The sequence below is a fragment of the Shewanella cutis genome, assembly GCF_022410515.1.
Lineage (GTDB): Bacteria > Pseudomonadota > Gammaproteobacteria > Enterobacterales > Shewanellaceae > Shewanella > Shewanella cutis.
In genome coordinates, this window is sequence record NZ_JACSDI010000005.1 from 124,287 (window position 1) to 141,187 (window position 16,901).

Annotated in this window: 18 protein-coding genes; 9 read left to right on the forward strand and 9 right to left on the reverse strand. The window is 45.7% G+C overall.

All coding sequences use genetic code 11. From position 1 onward, the window contains the following. Positions 1-41 precede the first annotated feature (41 nt). Positions 42-602: a pilus assembly FimT family protein gene (locus tag H9J30_RS10200; protein ID WP_240130934.1), complete on the reverse strand. Its 561-nt coding sequence runs from the start codon at positions 600-602 to the stop codon at positions 42-44. 160 nt (positions 603-762) lie between these two features. Here H9J30_RS10200 and ung point away from each other — a divergent pair, with 160 nt between their 5' ends. Beyond that, on the forward strand, positions 763-1,428 hold the full coding sequence (gene ung, locus H9J30_RS10205; protein ID WP_240130986.1) for a uracil-DNA glycosylase: 666 nt from the start codon (positions 763-765) through the stop codon (positions 1,426-1,428). A gap of 72 nt (positions 1,429-1,500) precedes the next feature. On the opposite strand, the gene ispB is transcribed toward ung, so the two are convergent. Further along, positions 1,501-2,472: an octaprenyl diphosphate synthase gene (gene ispB / locus H9J30_RS10210; protein ID WP_164925908.1), complete on the reverse strand. Its 972-nt coding sequence runs from the start codon at positions 2,470-2,472 to the stop codon at positions 1,501-1,503. A gap of 272 nt (positions 2,473-2,744) precedes the next feature. Between ispB and rplU the strand changes: the two genes are divergently transcribed. The 8 genes from rplU to H9J30_RS10250 all read left to right on the forward strand — a co-directional run bounded on the left by rplU (position 2,745) and on the right by H9J30_RS10250 (position 7,545). Next, positions 2,745-3,056, forward strand: coding sequence for a 50S ribosomal protein L21 (gene rplU, locus H9J30_RS10215; protein ID WP_011073451.1), 312 nt, complete (start codon positions 2,745-2,747; stop codon positions 3,054-3,056). Positions 3,057-3,070: 14 nt separating this feature from the next. Next, complete coding sequence (gene rpmA / locus H9J30_RS10220; protein WP_007650346.1) at positions 3,071-3,325, forward strand: 50S ribosomal protein L27; 255 nt, start codon at positions 3,071-3,073, stop codon at positions 3,323-3,325. A gap of 212 nt (positions 3,326-3,537) precedes the next feature. Then, entirely contained in the window at positions 3,538-4,707 is a 1,170-nt protein-coding gene (gene cgtA / locus H9J30_RS10225; protein ID WP_240130935.1) for an Obg family GTPase CgtA, read from the forward strand. A gap of 27 nt (positions 4,708-4,734) precedes the next feature. Beyond that, on the forward strand, positions 4,735-5,496 hold the full coding sequence (locus H9J30_RS10230) for a threonine/serine exporter family protein (RefSeq protein WP_240130936.1): 762 nt from the start codon (positions 4,735-4,737) through the stop codon (positions 5,494-5,496). Further along, a complete protein-coding gene (locus H9J30_RS10235; RefSeq protein ID WP_011073448.1) occupies positions 5,493-5,966 on the forward strand; it encodes a threonine/serine exporter family protein in 474 nt (157 codons plus the stop codon). Before H9J30_RS10230 ends, H9J30_RS10235 begins: the two co-directional genes overlap by 4 nt. Before the next feature lie 22 nt (positions 5,967-5,988). Beyond that, positions 5,989-6,471 carry a type 3 dihydrofolate reductase gene (gene folA / locus H9J30_RS10240; protein ID WP_240130937.1) on the forward strand — a complete coding sequence of 161 codons (483 nt, stop codon included), beginning with the start codon at positions 5,989-5,991 and terminating at the stop codon, positions 6,469-6,471. Between the two features lie 196 nt (positions 6,472-6,667). Further along, positions 6,668-7,084 carry a DUF3718 domain-containing protein gene (locus tag H9J30_RS10245; protein ID WP_240130938.1) on the forward strand — a complete coding sequence of 139 codons (417 nt, stop codon included), beginning with the start codon at positions 6,668-6,670 and terminating at the stop codon, positions 7,082-7,084. Between the two features lie 260 nt (positions 7,085-7,344). Beyond that, a complete protein-coding gene (locus tag H9J30_RS10250) occupies positions 7,345-7,545 on the forward strand; it encodes a hypothetical protein (protein ID WP_240130939.1) in 201 nt (66 codons plus the stop codon). Between the two features lie 273 nt (positions 7,546-7,818). On the opposite strand, the gene H9J30_RS10255 is transcribed toward H9J30_RS10250, so the two are convergent. The 7 genes from H9J30_RS10255 to lptD form a co-directional block, all read right to left on the reverse strand. Then, positions 7,819-9,840 (reverse strand): methyl-accepting chemotaxis protein, encoded by a 2,022-nt coding sequence (locus H9J30_RS10255; protein WP_240130940.1) that lies wholly within the window; start codon positions 9,838-9,840, stop codon positions 7,819-7,821. Positions 9,841-9,936: 96 nt separating this feature from the next. Then, positions 9,937-10,761: a symmetrical bis(5'-nucleosyl)-tetraphosphatase gene (locus tag H9J30_RS10260; RefSeq protein ID WP_240130941.1), complete on the reverse strand. Its 825-nt coding sequence runs from the start codon at positions 10,759-10,761 to the stop codon at positions 9,937-9,939. A 21-nt stretch (positions 10,762-10,782) separates the two neighbouring features. Next, positions 10,783-11,163: a Co2+/Mg2+ efflux protein ApaG gene (gene apaG, locus H9J30_RS10265; protein WP_240130942.1), complete on the reverse strand. Its 381-nt coding sequence runs from the start codon at positions 11,161-11,163 to the stop codon at positions 10,783-10,785. 52 nt (positions 11,164-11,215) lie between these two features. Continuing rightward, on the reverse strand, positions 11,216-12,022 hold the full coding sequence (gene rsmA, locus H9J30_RS10270) for a 16S rRNA (adenine(1518)-N(6)/adenine(1519)-N(6))-dimethyltransferase RsmA (protein ID WP_240130943.1): 807 nt from the start codon (positions 12,020-12,022) through the stop codon (positions 11,216-11,218). A 14-nt stretch (positions 12,023-12,036) separates the two neighbouring features. After that, positions 12,037-13,023, reverse strand: coding sequence for a 4-hydroxythreonine-4-phosphate dehydrogenase PdxA (gene pdxA / locus H9J30_RS10275; RefSeq protein WP_240130944.1), 987 nt, complete (start codon positions 13,021-13,023; stop codon positions 12,037-12,039). A gap of 6 nt (positions 13,024-13,029) precedes the next feature. Beyond that, a complete protein-coding gene (gene surA / locus H9J30_RS10280) occupies positions 13,030-14,334 on the reverse strand; it encodes a peptidylprolyl isomerase SurA (RefSeq protein ID WP_240130945.1) in 1,305 nt (434 codons plus the stop codon). Between the two features lie 219 nt (positions 14,335-14,553). Next, positions 14,554-16,851, reverse strand: coding sequence for an LPS assembly protein LptD (gene lptD, locus H9J30_RS10285; protein WP_240130946.1), 2,298 nt, complete (start codon positions 16,849-16,851; stop codon positions 14,554-14,556). Positions 16,852-16,901 lie beyond the last annotated feature (50 nt).

Consider the following 16,901-nt stretch of genomic DNA (forward strand, 5'->3'; position numbering starts at 1 on the left):
GCGATTCTATCCTAATTTTGATAGGAAAGAATCGCGAAGGCTTAACTATTGGGATCTAAGTCTGTTGTGACCGTTCCCGTTCGTGAATCGTAATAAATAGATAATTTATTGTTAGCCCGATAAAAATATCGGCATTGATTAGGGTTGAGATAACTGGCTTTATAGTCTGTTTCAGTGGCATCAACATTGAGTCGTGAGACACTAGGTTGGGCATTTTGGAATAACACTTCCCACACCGAGACACAATCTTCCACATTATCGAGTGAAGGTGACGCCTCATTGCCATAAATATAGTGCTGAGCGGGCCAGCCGTTAGCATTAAAGTCCACCTGTTCAGACTGTGCTGTGCCAAATACGGGCAAATCTTCCTTGGGGCCTGAGCCGACTTTAACTGCCCAAACTGAACGCGCTAAATTTAACCCCGATTTAAAACCCGCGCCCGCGGCTTTGACTGTCGCTATCTGCGCATCTTGTTGTACGTTGATAAATTTGGGCAGAGCTACGATAGCGAGGATCCCAAGCACAATAATCACAACAACGAGTTCAATTAAGGTAAAGCCTGCGGATTGTGGACTTAAGCCTTGTAAGCGGTCGCGGATCATTTATCTGAATGAATAGGGAATAAGTGGCGACACTATAGCACTTAATTAGCGGCATTTTAACTTGAACTATCGCTAATTCTGGCGAATTAACCGCACTGTTAGCTTGTCATGGTTGCTTATCACTTTTAAGCTAACGGCATTGTAACTTAAGCAAGAGAAACTGATTTTGGTGACTTGGCAAGCATTTATCGACCATCAACGTACACAGCCTTACTATCAACAGCTGATCGCGTTTGTGAATCAAGAGCGACAAGTAGGCAAGGTAATTTATCCTCCCAAAGAGGATGTGTTTAATGCATTTAAGACTACGCCGCTGGAGCAAGTACGCGTAGTGTTAATTGGCCAAGACCCCTATCATGGCCCTGACCAAGCCCATGGTTTGTGTTTCTCCGTTAAACGCGGCGTTAAACCACCGCCTTCGCTTGCCAATATGTATAAAGAATTGGTGAACGATATGCCCGGCTTCCAGATTCCTAATCATGGCGATTTAACCCAATGGGCAGAGCAGGGGATTTTAATGCTTAATACCGTGCTGACGGTTGAGCAGGGGCAAGCGCATTCCCATGCCAATGCGGGGTGGGAAATCTTTACGACTGAAGCGCTAAAGCTGCTTAATGCGCAGGAACGCCCGATAATCTTCGTGCTGTGGGGCAGTCATGCCATCAAAAAAGGCGCGGTGATTACCGCACCACAACACCAAATTCTCTCTGGGCCGCATCCATCACCGTTATCGGCTTATCGCGGATTTTTTGGCTGTGGGCATTTTTCTAAAGTGAATCAATTGCTAATGGCACGGGGTGAAGCGCCGATTCAATGGCAGATTTAAGCACTGGGGAGCTCAATGCATAAAAAACAAAAGGCCTTACAGAATAAGGCCTTTTTTTCATTTAACAGTTACTTAGTGGTTGCGATCAACAGAGATTTTTGCCAGCGAAATTAATGCGGTTTTGAAATCACTGTCGGGTAATACCGAGAGCGCTGCAATGGCTTTATTTGATTCTTCAATGGCTTTTTGCTGAGTGTAGTTGAGGGCGCCGCAATGATGCAGAGCGGCAACTATCTTCTCAATGGCATGAGTACCATCACCTTGCTCAATCGCTTGGCGTATAAGCTGCTTTTCTTCCTCTGTGCCGTGGGCAATAGCATAAATCAGCGGTAAGGTTGGCTTCCCTTCAGCAAGGTCATCACCGATGTTTTTACCTAACTCGTCGCTATCCGCGGTGTAATCGAGTAAATCGTCGGTCAATTGGAAGGCGGTGCCTAAATACTTACCATAGTCGCCTAATGCGGTCTCTTGCTCAGGTGAGGCGCCAGCTAATACTGCGGCAAGTAAGGTCGCCGCTTCGAATAGCTTTGCGGTCTTACAGTAAATCACCCGCATATAGCTTTCTTCAGTCGTATCTGGATCATTGCAGTTCATTAGCTGCAATACTTCACCTTCTGCTAATACGTTGGTGGTGTCGGCTAATACTCGCAATACGCGCATGCTATCGAGTTCAGTCATCATTTGGAATGAGCGTGTATAAAGGAAGTCGCCGACTAATACACTGGCGCTATTACCAAAAAGAGCGTTTGCAGTTTCGCGGCCGCGTCTTAGGGTTGACTCATCGACCACATCATCATGCAGTAGTGAGGCGGTATGAATAAATTCGATAATGGCGGCGAGTTTGAGGTGGGCTTCACCTTGGTAGTCGACTGCGCGAGCAGCAAGTACGGACAGTAAAGGGCGAAGACGTTTACCACCACCATTAATAATGTAGAAACCTAGCTGGTTAATCAGGGCGACATCTGACTCCAGCTGTTTATAGATCAGCTGATTGACTGCTTGCATATCAGTGTCAGCCAGTTGACGAATAGCGTTTAAATCCATAATAGACTCTGGTTGTGGGGCCATTGCGTACCCGGCCTTTATTTTAGGCTCACGTGTTATATAGAATGAATTTTACCTAAAATTCCGACATATGACAGTACTCACACTGTAATGTGCGAGTTATTCCGGCCTTTTTTTATTCTTTCCTAATTAGGGCTTGCCAGATAAGGATTCTTCGCGTAAACTCCGCGCCCATTGTCAATAAAGTTTTTGTAGCATCCTGCCCCCAAGAATGTGGGCCAGCGTGTTAGGAATATCGGAGTAAAATAGCTATGTACGCTGTTTTTCAAAGTGGTGGTAAACAACACCGTGTAGCCCCAGGCCACACAGTTCGTTTAGAAAAATTAGAAGTTGCAACTGGTTCAACTGTTGAATTCGATCAAGTTTTACTGATCGCTGACGGTGAAAAAGTGCACGTTGGTGCTCCTTTAGTAGCTGGCGGTAAAGTCGTTGCTGAAGTAGTAAGTCATGGTCGTGGCGAGAAAGTAACTATTGTTAAGTTCCGTCGTCGTAAGCACCACGACAAGAAGTTGGGCCACCGTCAGTGGTTCACCGAAGTTAAAATTACTGCTATCAACGCATAATAGGAGTCTAACTCATGGCACATAAAAAAGCTGGCGGTTCTACTCGTAACGGCCGTGATTCAGAAAGTAAACGTCTAGGTGTTAAGCGCTTTGGCGGTGAATCAGTTCTAGCTGGTAACATTATCGTTCGTCAACGTGGTACTAAATTCCACGCTGGTGTAAACGTGGGTATTGGTCGTGACCACACTCTGTTTGCTCTGACCGACGGTAAAGTAAAATTCGAAGTTAAAGGTCCTAATAACCGTAAGTTTATTAGCATCGAAGCTTAATTTTCGAGTCTAGCTTATACTGTAAAGCCCCGCCTTTGGTGGGGCTTTCTGTTTTTTATGCTTCTACTTGCCTGCGTTTCTGGAGAGTTTGGTAAATCTTTATCAAATTGAGGGCGTTGACTGGTAAGATTGGGAGCAAGTATCTCGAGTTTTTTGGCGACCGATGAAGTTAAACGGTATAATTCCTTCATTCAGTGATGCCAGGAGTAAGTATGAAGTTTGTCGATGAGGCAGTAATTAGGGTCGAAGCAGGCGACGGCGGTAGCGGTTGTGTGAGTTTCAGACGCGAAAAATATATCCCTGATGGTGGTCCTGATGGTGGTGATGGTGGTGACGGCGGTAGCGTGTATCTGGAGGCCGACGAAAACTTTAACACCTTGATCGAATATCGTTTTGAACGTTTCCACATGGCTGAGCGCGGTGAAAACGGTCGTGGCCGTGACTGTACCGGCCATAGCGGTAAAGATTTGATTTTAAAAGTACCAGTAGGTACTCGTGCTATCGATAATGATACCGAGGAAGTGCTCGGTGATTTAACCACCCATGGCCAGAAGTTATTAGTGGCAAAAGGTGGTTTCCATGGTTTAGGGAATACTCGCTTTAAGAGCAGTACAAACCGGGCGCCACGCCAGAAAACCTTAGGGACTCCGGGTGAAGTGCGTAGCCTAAAATTAGAATTGCTGTTGTTAGCCGATGTTGGCTTACTCGGCATGCCTAATGCGGGTAAATCTACCTTTATTCGAGCTGTGTCTCGTGCAACACCTAAGGTTGCGGATTATCCCTTTACTACATTAGTACCTAACTTGGGTGTGGTTAACCCACGCCCAGGCCAAAGCTATGTGATCGCCGATATTCCTGGTTTGATCGAAGGTGCTGCAGAAGGGGCTGGTTTAGGGATCCGTTTCTTAAAGCATTTAGAACGTTGCCGAATTTTGTTACACATCATCGATATCGAGCCGATTGATGGTACCGATCCTGTCGATTCTGCCCGTGCAATTGTGGGTGAGCTTGAAAAATACTCGCCTAAATTAGCCAGCAAGCCACGTTGGTTAGTCTTTAACAAGGCGGATCTACTGCTCGAAGATGAGCTCAAAGACAAGGTTGATCGTGTTGTTAAGGAGCTGGGTTGGGAAGGTGAGGTTTACACTATTTCCGCTTATGGCCGCGATGGCACTAAGGAATTAGCCGCTAAGCTGTGGGATTTCATCCAGAGTCTTCCACCTGAAGATAAAGATGCAAATCCTGACGATGAAGTCGAATTCAAGTGGGATAATTATCATCAAGCCAACATTGATGCCATCAATGAAGATTATGATGATGACTTCGACGATGACTTTGATGATGATGACGACTACGATGTAGAAGTAATCTACCAAAGATAATAACCATATCTAAGTTTTGAGAGTCCCGTGTACGCTGATACTCAAAATGATATTACTCGGCAAGTTGTGCGGGTTGCACAACTCTTGCTGGCCTACGGTGCTGAATCTGATTTAGTTGAAGAAATCAGCCAGCGCCTAGGTCAGGCCTTAGGGGTGGCAAGTGTCGAGCTTTCTATCTCTTCTAATTCCCTCGTATTAACCAGTTTAGTGCATGGTCGCTGTATCACGACAACGCGTCGGATCCGTGAGCATGGCATTAACATGACCATAGTCTGCGAATTACAGCGCATTTGCTTACTCGCAGAGAAAGGGCTTTATGGTCCTAACGAAGTGCGTAAGCGCTTAGCTCGAATTGAGCCAAAAACCTACCCACCTTATTTGGTGGTGTTAATGATAGGGTTATCCTGTGCCAGTTTTTGTCACCTCTTTGGCGGCGATATCGCGGCTAGTGTGATTACTTTTTTTGCTTCTGCAGTGGGAATGTCAGTACGACTGACAATTGCTAAGCGACACTTTAATCTATTGGTGAATTTTGCCGTGACTGCCTTTGTCACCAGCATGATTGCCCAGTTGGGTTATATGTTTTCGTTAAGCGATACGCCCCAGTCTGCGATGGCAGCGAGTGTGCTCATGCTGGTGCCTGGTTTTCCTATGATTAACGCCATTTCCGATATGGTCAAAGGCCATATGAATGTCGGTATTTCCCGCTGGGGACATGCGACTCTCTTGACAGTTTCTTCGGTCATTGGCATCACGATAGCAATGCAGCTTGGTGGTATTTTTCTATGATGGAATTACTGAGCATTTTGTTGCACGATGCCTTTTTTTCGGCAATCCCTGCTGTTGGCTTTGCCATGGTATTTAACGTGCCTAAACGCTTTTTACCCTATTGCGCGTTAGCGGGGGCGATTGGACATAGTTCCCGTACGCTTATGCTGCAATTTGGACTGCCTATTGAGTGGGCAACCTTTGCTGCAGCGGCGCTAGTGGGCACTATCACCATCGGTTTTGCTAAGCGTCATTTAGCGCCGCCGTTAATGTATGCAGTTGCAGCTATTATTCCCATGATCCCTGGCACTTACGCCTTTAATACCGTGATCGCCTTAGTGCAACTAACGGCACAATCGCAGGTTAGCCAAGAGCTGACAGGACAAGTGATCAGTAACGGTTTGAAAACGGTTTTTATTTTAGGTGCACTGTCGGTAGGCCTAGCTTTACCTAGTCTACTGTATTTTAGAACCCGTCCAGTCATTCAATAAAAACAATCCCAAAGGAGTGCCCATGCGCATTGCAATGATAGCCGCGATGGCAAAAAATCGAGTCATAGGAAAAGACAATAAAATGCCATGGCATCTACCAGAAGACTTACGCCATTTTAAAGCCATGACTTTAGGTAAGCCTGTAGTGATGGGACGTAAAACTTTCGAGTCTATTGGTCGACCGTTGCCTGGGCGCCACAATATCGTTATTTCTCGCCAAGCAGATTTGCAAATTGAGGGCGTAACCTGCGTGACTTCATTCGAAGCTGCTAAACGGGCTGCTGGCGATTGTGAAGAACTGGTTGTAATAGGTGGTGGACAATTGTACAAGCAGTTATTACCTCAAGCCGATAGACTCTACCTGACTCAGATTAATCTCGATGTGGATGGTGATACTTTTTTCCCCTTGTGGGAAGAAAATGAATGGCAAAAGACTGAAACCCAGCCGAGTATAAGCGCCGATGGACTTGAATATAACTTTATCAATTTGGTAAAAAAATGTTAAATTGTGTCGTTCTGTTGTGTACCCTGAACGTATGGATTGCCAATATGTCTAAGGTATTAGATCTGATAGGTGCAAGTAGGTCGATATAACGGTGTTATTACGAATTATCTGAACCTAAGAGGCAAATATAAGCTAGATATAGACGCAGACCATACAAAACATATTAAAACTATAAGAAAGTATTAAGGAGTATCAGATGCGTTTAATGCCTGTAGCCTTGGCTGCATTACTTGGATTTAGCTACGTTTCTGTGCCAACCTCGGCTAAAGCTGCTGAAGCAGATCCACTTGTTGCAAGTATATGTGATTACGTAAAAGCGAACGATAAAAACCGGTTACGTAAAAAACTAAAAGAAAGTCGTGTAAAATTACGTCAAGTTTACAGTGGTATTAGCTGCGATGGCCAAAGCTTACTACGCACCGCCTATACCACGAATGCGAATGATGCGGGTGAGTTTGTGGCTAAGCGTTTATCAGTCAATGAACTAAGCGTAGCTGAAGCGGATGGCATGACCATTCAAGCTTGGGCTGAGGCGAATGGTCACGGCGCTAACCCCATCACCGCGGCTGTGAAAGAGCGTTTAGGCGCTGCTGCTGGCGGTGAGGAGGAGTAATACCTTTTCTCATTTGCCAATATGTTTTGCTAAGGAAAAATGATTCATTAACAATGCCGAACTCAGTTCGGCATTTTTTATGGGACTGATGTGAGCGCTTTGCATTATACCAATCACATTAAATATCTAATCAGTTCAGAGCCTCACAGGCATCTCAATCCAAGGCACATTGACGCAGAAATGGTCATTCCCTTTTAAGTCAATGCAACATCGGAGTGGGATGCCTGTGTGGCTCCCAAAGGGCGGCTGATGTTCACTGCATGGCAACGCGCTTTATACAGCGTTTAAGGCTTTCGACAGAGCACCACTATGCCTTCAAGCCTTCGCCTTGTCTAAAGCGCGTTGAATTCCCGCTGAATGAACAGATATTTAATACGATTGGTATTAGCATTTCTGTCAACCAAGGTGAGTTGTTCATTGAAATACAACGCTGTAAAAAGCAAAGAGAACACTTTAATTAACCTGAGCTCGGAAACAGTAGAGCCGCTGAATAGGCTCTTTTCGGGCCTCTCTGCGTTGCTCTGTCTAACCATAGCTCGCCATAGTGTACGACGGAGCGCCTTGATATGCACAAAAATCTGCGCATTTAGTCAGAAAAAGATTTTTCAAAAAAATAATTTATAGCATTGATTTAGTTTGTTAAATTGATATTTTTCGACACTCGTTACCCTGAGTTCAGGTTAATTTGGGAAAAAAGGGCCGCAGCAGCGACCCTGAGTTAACTGAGTGTTTGATTACACCCTAAACTCACCGACCGAGGCTTGTAACTCTTCAGCCAATTTAGCCACTTGATGGCTCGATTGGGCGGTTTGATCGGCACCAATCGCTGTTTCTTCTGAAATCGCGGCAATATGTTCGAGTTTTTCGGAAACTTGTTGGCTAACTAAATTTTGTTCCTGCGCCGCATGGGCAATATGAGTACCTGCATCATAGGCCTTATGAACTGACTGGCTGATTGTCTCAAGGGCGAGGTTGGCTTGCTCGGTCTTTTGTACGCAAGCATTGGCTTGGGCGCGACCCATATCCATCGCTGCTACCGCTTGCTGTGCCCCCTGTTGCAGTACTTCAATCATTTGTTGAATTTCACGGGTCGAGACTTGGGTTCGTGATGCTAAGCTTCTCACTTCATCGGCGACAACTGCAAAGCCGCGACCTTGCTCACCTGCACGCGCGGCTTCAATCGCTGCGTTTAATGCTAGCAAATTTGTCTGTTCGGCAATGCCCCGGATCACATCAAGAATTGAGCCAATGGCGGCGCTATCTGAATGGACTTTATTAATCACTTGGCCTGCTTTAGCGACTTCTTCAGCCAAAGCGAGAATGGTGTGTTTATTTTCCTCGGCAATCGCGCGCATATGCTTGGCTTCTTGATCGGCTTGTTTTATTTGTGCGAGGGCATCATCAGCACTCATAGACACTTGTTGCGCACTTGAGCTTAATTCTGTCGTGGCCGTTGCCACTTGATCGACCTGACTTTTTTGTTCTTGGATGCCTGTGGTGGTTTGCGCCGTGATTGCAGAGGTCTGCTCTGCTGCGGCCGCAAGCTGGTTTGAACGATCTAAAATACCCGCAATTAATCCACGTAAACTGTCCACTAAACGGTTACAGTTTTTGGCAAGTTCAGCAAACTCATCGTGGCCAGAATCATCTAATTTGTGGGTTAAGTTACCAGAGGCAAGCACATTCAAAGCATTATTGACTTGATTGAGTGAGCGTTTTAAAGGTGTTACGACGGCATAGCTAATGATAATGGCGACAACTATGGCGATAAGTACCACTATCATAGTGCGGAAACTGGCTGCATCAATTTGGGTTATGGTTGCTTGGCTCATTTGTGCTGCAACCGCTTCGATATTATCGCTAACCTCTTCCATATTACGATTAATGACTTTAACGTCTTTCTCTATGATGGCAAGTTGATTCGATGTCGCTTGTGCATGGTTCAGCTGGGTCGCTTTTTGTTGCACCATAGAGTCTGAGCCATCGAGTAGATCCAGTACTTTTTTAACATCTTGGTTAATCGATTCTAAGGTGTCCGCATCAACAATACCTTCGGCATGGCGGTTAACATATTCTAGCTTGTTCTTCGTTTCGCTTAAGATATAGTCAAGTTCTTTTGAAATGAGCTCATGTTTACTCATTTCGTCGTTGGTCACTAAATCTGCGATTGTGGTGATGATGTTGCCCATACTGGTATCGATGGCACTTGCAGAGGCTGCAATACTTTGTGCATCTGGGTTTTGGCTATTCTCAAGATCGATAACATCTAACAGTACTGATGAGGCATCATCGGCGGCATTTTCAAGCTTCTTCTTTAGGTTGATAAGCTGTTCTTGTTTGCTTAGCGCAGCTTCTCGCTCGCTCAGCATGGCCAAACTATCCCGCTCAAAGGTGGTGAAGCTATTACTTAGCTGAGAAATCAAGGATGACAAGTTGTTTTGCTTTTGAACGAGTAAGGTCAGATTGCTTATTTCATTTTTAAACTGGCCACTATGGTCGTTAAATACTTTGCGGATATCGGGAATAAGTAGGGATTTCGGTGCATGGTAAGCGATTAACACTTGGCGTTGTTGTTCACTCAGGGACTCAGTTAAATGATTGGTCGACTTAAGTGCTGGCAGGCTGAGTTGCTGCATCATTGTTGAACTATCTTTGAGGCTAATGTTTGTCAGATAAGAGGTGAATCCTAACAACACAAGTAAAAGCGTGACTACGCTAAACCCGCCAATGACTCGGGTGGCAACATTAACTTTCATAGGATACTCCGGTTATTATTATATTTTTCCGAATGAAAAGATTATTTAATTCAGGGTGAAGATGCACTGCGTTTATCGACCAATCTTGACGCAAGTTTAACTCCTTTTTAACCTTTTTTGCGTAATTTTTTGGTCTTTTTCAAGGTGCCATAGGGTTAAGTGTTCTCCCCAACAACAGCCCGTATCGAGTGCTTTTAGGTTGGGGCTGTCGACTTTTCCCATTAGTGCAGCCCAATGCCCAAAGACTAATGTGTGACTATTGCGTAGCGCAGATGTAAATTCAAACCAAGGGCGTAATTGTGGGTTGCTGCAATCCTCGGGGGGCTGTTTACAGTCAAAATCTAAATGGCCATCGACGTAAAGATAGCGCATGCGGGTTAGGGCATTAATACAAAATCGTAGGCGATTTATACCTATGGCACTCGGGTCCCAGCGCTCTGCGGTGTCGGTGTACATTTGGCTAATAAGTGCATCAAGATAATCATGTTGTTTGAGCGCTTGGCTTACTAAAAGGGATTCTTGCCTGAGTACTTCTAACGACCATTGCGGCGGTACGCCAGCATGGGTCATGATGACTTTATGTTCTGGCAATTCCCGCATGAGGGGTTGCTGCCTAAGCCAGTCGATAAGACTTGAAATATCTGGTGCGTTTAAGAGTGGTGTGAGGTTATCACTGGGTTTATCCCGCTTAAGTTTGCCATGCAGAGCGAGTAAATGCAGATCGTGGTTACCGAGGACGGCTTTTCCGGCATCACCTAGGGACTGAAAAAAACGCAGGGTAGCTAATGAGTCTGGGCCCCTAGCAACAAGATCGCCAACTGCCCAGAGCTCATCACGGGATGGATTAAAGTCGACTTTAGCAAGTAATCTTTGGAGTTCGGCAAAACAGCCTTGGATATCACCGACAAAATAATGGGCCACAGTATCCTTTCTTTAGTTAAATCAATGTAATAAGCCTGGGGTGGCTAAGCGAAACGGTTTAATAATCGCGTTAAAATGCTCGCCAGATTCGCTGACCATACCATAAGTGCCATACATAATGCCAAGGGGGGTATCGAGTACTGTGCCACTGGTATATTGGTAAGCAGTATTAGGGGGAATGGTGGGCGTTTCACCGACAACACCCGAACCTTGTACTTCACTGGTTTTGCCATTAGCGTCGGTAATGATCCAGTGACGGGTTTCGAGTTTTGCAGCTTGCTCACCGAGGTTAATAATGGTGATAGTGTAGCTAAAGAGGTATTTCTCATCCTCAGGTGAGGATTGTTGTTCAATGTACTCGGTTTTGACTTCGACTCGGATAGAGTTATCCAATGCGCTCATTTGACTTCCTACAATGATATTGGGCACCTAAGTGCCCATCAAACTTAACTGCTTAAGCCTGCTTATCACATACCATATTCGCCATTGCAACATATTGTTCAACGGAGATTTGTTCTGGACGCAGGTTTTGATCAATACCTAACTGCTCGAATTCTTCGTCGCTTAACACTTGCTTAAGGTTATTGCGAAGCGTTTTGCGCCGCATATTGAATGCTGTGGTGCACAGCTGACGCAGCACATTCACATCCTTACAGGGGAAAGGCTTTTCAGCATAGGGCAACAGACGCACCACTGCGGAGTCAACTTTCGGTGGTGGCGCAAAGCTGTGTGGTGGTACTTCGAGAACGGGGACCACTTGGCAGAAATATTGTGCCATGACGGTTAATCGGCCATAGGCTTTCGTGCCCGGACTTGCTGATAAACGCAGTACCACTTCTTTTTGCAGCATAAAGTGCATGGTTTCAATCTGCTCAGCAAACTCGAACAGATGGAACATTAAAGGCGTCGAAATGTTATAGGGTAAGTTACCAAACACTTTGAGTTTTTTACCCGGCACGACCAATTGGCTAAAGTCGAACTGCAGCGCATCGCCTTGGTGAATGGTGAGCTTATCCTTAAGTACGGGGTGATGTTGCAAGCGCTCAACCAGATCGCGGTCTAACTCGACAACGGTGAGATTATCTATCGCAGTGGCGACAGGCTCTGTTAAGGCGCCAAGGCCTGGACCGATTTCGACCATCACGTGGTCATTATCTGGGGCGATCGCACCCACAATGCGATTAATTACATTGTCGTCGGTTAAGAAGTTCTGTCCGAAACGCTTTCTGGCCGTGTGGCCTAAATGTACTTTGCTACTCATTAATATCTAATCGTTTAGTTTTTTGAGGATAACTCAATGGCTTTATTCAAGGCGCAGACAAAGCTGCCAATATCGGCTTTGCCCGTTCCCGCAAGATCGAGCGCCGTACCATGGTCAACCGAGGTACGGATATAAGGTAAACCTAAGGTAATGTTTACCGATTTGCCAAATCCCTGTGACTTTAGGACGGGTAGACCTTGGTCATGGTACATGGCCAAGACGACATCTGCGTCCTGTAAATATTTGGGTTGGAACAAGGTATCAGCGGGGAGTGGGCCGACAATGTTCATTTGAAACTCATCGCGAAGCTCATTTAATGCCGGAATAATCACATCGATTTCTTCCCGCCCTAAATGGCCATCTTCACCTGCGTGGGGATTTAAACCACAGACATAAATCTTAGGAGATGTAATGGCAAACTTACTGATAAGGTCTGCGTGTAAGATTTTGATAATATGGTGTAATCGCTGGCGTGTAATGGCTTTTGCCACATAGGCCAATGGAATATGGGTTGTTACAAGAGCTACCTGTAAACCTTGGGTAGCTAGCATCATTACTACATCGGGGCAGTTTGCCTGATGGGCAAAAAACTCAGTATGGCCGCTAAAGGAAATCCCTGCTTGATTGATGATCCCTTTGTGCACCGGGCCAGTGACCACAGCATCAAACTCGCCGCTCATGTTTTTTTCACCCGCATAGCGCAGGGTTTCAACCACATAGGCACTGTTTTGCTCATCGAGCTGCCCACAAACGGCGTCAGTCACCAGTTTGAAAGGCGCGATCGTCAGTGTGCCCGCATCTTGAGGCCTTGGTGCTTGATCGGGCAAATAAGGGCGAAAAGTGACATGCAGGCCGAGTCGTTTAGCTCGGCTGGCTAATAATTCGGGATCGGCACAAACAACTAACTCAGCAGGCCAAGCCTGCTGAGCTAGTTGTACGACTAAATCGGGGCCGATACCCGCTGGTTCCCCGGGGGTAACGGCAATGCGTTTAGTGGTCAATTTAGCTTAACCTCGATTAGACTCAGGCTGAAAGACTTCAATGTATGCGTCGGCACGCATTTCGTCTAGCCAGTTTTGCAGTTCTTCATTAAATTTGCGACGGAAAATCAGTTGGTGCGCACGGTTGGTGTTAAATTGATCCGTGGCATCGGTTTTTCTGCGCTCTTCTAACTGAGTGATATGCCAGCCGTGGGTTGTACGGAAAGGCTCACTGATCTGATCTGGGCTTAAACTATTGAGTGTTTGCGCAAATTCTGGCACATAAATACTAGGCTCAGCCCAACCTAGTTCACCACCCTTAGTCGCAGAACCTGGATCCTCAGAATATTGACGGGCTAAATCTTCAAACTTAGCTTCGCCAGAGCGAATTTGTTTAAGGAACTGCTCGAGCATTGCTTTAGCGCGATCTTCAGACAAAATCGGTGATGGCTTGAGCAGGATATGACGTGCTCTTACCTCTTCAATTTCTTTGGTTTGTAAGCCGCGAGCATCCATGATTTTGATGATATGGAAGCCTGCACCACTCTTAATTGGGCCAATAATATCGCCCTTTTTCGCGCCGTTAATGACTTCGGCAAACAGGGTTGGCATCTCGTTGATGTTCATATAATCCCAGATACCACCTTCAAGTGCTTTTGGGCCAGATGAAGACGCGATGGCGGTACGGCGGAAATCCTCACCACTCTTTAAACGTTCAAGCACGGCATTCGCGCGTTTGCTTGACGCTTCGAGTTGCTCACTGGTGGGATTATTCGGAACGTCAATCAGGATATGGCCGATTTGGTATTCAACGTCTTTCATGCCTTGTTCTTGGATCAGTTTCACTAGACCGGTGATTTCCTGAGGTGAAACTTGGATACGGCGCTGTACTTGAATACGTTGAATTTCACCTAAGGTGATTTCTTCACGAAGTTGTTCGCGATATTGGCTGAAACTTATCCCTTCGCTTGCAATTTTTTGCTGCATTTGCGCTACGGTCATTTTTTGTTCACGCGCAATATTTTCAATCGCTTGGTCTAACTGGAGATCACCAATATGCAGACCAATGCGATCCGCCATTTGTAATTGCAGACGAGTCAAAATTAATCGCTCGATAACCTGAGTGCGCAGTGCACTGTCGGAGGGCAGCGATTGATTGGCAGCCTTAGCGTTGGCTTTGACTGTGTCAATCATATTGGTGATTTCACTTTCGAGCACAATACCGTCGTTGATTTGAACGGCAACACGGTCGAGTGGCTGGGGTGCGGCCATGGTTGGCTGGCTGATAGCGAGTGCAAATAAAGCAAAAATCAGATGTTTACTGGGTTTCATCCACAAAATCCTTGGCACGTTCTAAGGTCAGATTCGACGGCTTATTTAAGTTAACTTTACCATTTATATTTAAATTACAGTGAGTTGCCTAAATATTCTTTTATTAGTAACTCTAAAACTGTGCGCTCCTAGGTTCTGTTTTGGGGAACGCACGGCTTTCATTAACCTGTTTGGACTCTCAGTCCTTGTTGAGGTTCAGCAATCTACCACAATTCTTCACTAATTCCTCAGATAAAGCGGTTTTCTGTAGTTAAACAGCCCATCATTAAGCATATCGGTTACACCTAGTGGGCCTGAACCACCGAGTCCTTTGATGATTAAGTTAAGGTAAACGCCACTTTCAAATTGCTCGCGCTCATCGATAATGGTTGAGCCGATATTGTCATCGTAGTTGGTCTTAATGCGGTAGTGATAACTGAGGCGAATAGCATAACAGCATGATTCATATTGGAAACCCGTATAGGTTTCTATGCTACGACTCTCGTTGAGATCATAGTACCAGTTGCCGACAAAATAGAGACTGTCATTGATTGGCCAAGCACCGCGCACACCCGCTTGGGAGATGTTCACCAAATCGTTAGTGTTGGAATTCAAAAGATCCGGTACATAACGGTAGCTAAACTGTAGTAGCTTGTTCGTTTCGGGACGGAAGTCTAAAGTGACTTCGGTCTTCTTATTGTCACTGGTGTTAGTATCGTACTGAATAGCCGCACCCAGATACCAATCTTGGGTTAAACGGGTATCTAATTCGGCAGCCAACACTGAAGTCGATTGATCTTGTTCAAAAATATTATCTTCGTAACCCAGTTTACTGTCCTGAAGATAGAAGATTTGCCCGAGGCTGAATTTGGTGGCTTCTTGGTTGTGATCATCGAATAAACGCGTTGTTATACCAAGGGTCACTTGGTTGGCATCTGCGATACGGTCAAGGCCAGAGAAACGGCGATCACGGAACAGACCAAAATAGTCGTCCTGTAATTGGGCGGTATCGTAAATACCAATGCCCCGCTGATCTTCATAACCAACGTAAAGATATTGGAACTGGGGTTCGAGTGTTTGGCGGTAGTTTTGATCGAACAGTTCGGTAAAACGTTCGAAGTTGATTTGCCCATTAATTCGCACCTGCGGAATGGTGCGGCTGACTGTGTCGTCTAACTCATCAAATCCACTGTTGTTTTTTTCTTGCCAATAGTTGGTCTGCATCAGTTTAACTTGGCTGGTGAACGAACCCGAAGGGCCGTGTATTGGCAATGTTAAGCTGGGCGCCATATGTAAACGGGTTGCGGTATTGACGTCGTCGTCTTGATGGGCAAAGTTGGTCAGCTCTGAGTTAAAGCCAAAGTCCAAGTTGTTCCAAAAGTCAGCCGCGCGATAGTTAAAGTTAACCTGCGGCATCACTTGGTAGGGTTTTTCATCCTCGCCCAGTACTTTAATGTCTTGCACCCGAGTGCTGATATCCCAATCGCGCTCGAAGTAACTGACTTCACCGATCCGTGATAATTGGTTATCGGTCGCTCGGTTAACATCTGACTTTAAATCATTGAAATAGTTGTTATCTGACACTTCGGTAAAGTTTGCGAGTACTCGCCAATTTTTATCGATAGCGCCTTGGTGTTGCCAGTTGTAGAGGTAACGATTGGGGCTGCCGCTAATCATTTGATCGCTGCCCAAATACTCAAGATTCAAACGGCCATTTTGAGCTTCACCCGCAAGATAGCGAAACTCAGTTTTAGTGAATAACCCGCGGTTAGTCATATAGTTTGGTGTAAATGTCAGATCGTATTCAGGTGCAATATTCCAATAGTAGGGCGCTGACACCTCAAAACCGTTGGTGGTGCTGGTGCTAAAGCTTGGATAGAGGAAGCCTGTTTTACGTTTATCGGAAACCGGAACCGTCATATAAGGGATGTAGAACACTGGAATATCAGCGACTCTAAGCTTAGCATTCCAGATCTCGCCCCATTCTTCTTCGCTGTTTATCTTAATTTTTTCGGCTTCAAGCAACCAAGAGACGTTGTCAGGCGGACAGGTGGTAAAGTTCGTATTGGTTAAAATCAGGTTGTTGTTTATGGTGATTTGCAGTTTTTCTGCATCACCGTGCACCTGTTGCCCGTGCAGCCAATACTGTGCGCCTTTGAGGGTGGCTCGATTGCTGCGCATTTGCGCCTGTAGCGAGTCTGCGGTAACGGTAAAATTGCTGTCTTGGAAGACTAAGTTGCCATTAGCATCAAATTGTTCTGTGGCTTGATCGAGGATGGCTTCATCGGCCGCGATGTGTCTATCGCCTTGGCTGAAGACCACATCACCTGTAAAAATCGCTTGCTTACCCATTTCAGCTTTTGAGCGGTCTGATGCAATACGAATTTTTTCTTGATCAGCCGCACTCAACCCCGGTTGAGATACGATACGAGGTACTGGCGGTTCGATTAGGCATTGTGATGCTGAGGTTGCGGGAGATTCGTCTGCCAGGACTAATTTAGGTAACAGGCTCAAAGCCAGAAGGTAACGGATCTGCATCTTAGGTCAATAATAATGATTTCTTAGTCTGGACAAGTATCGACGGGGAA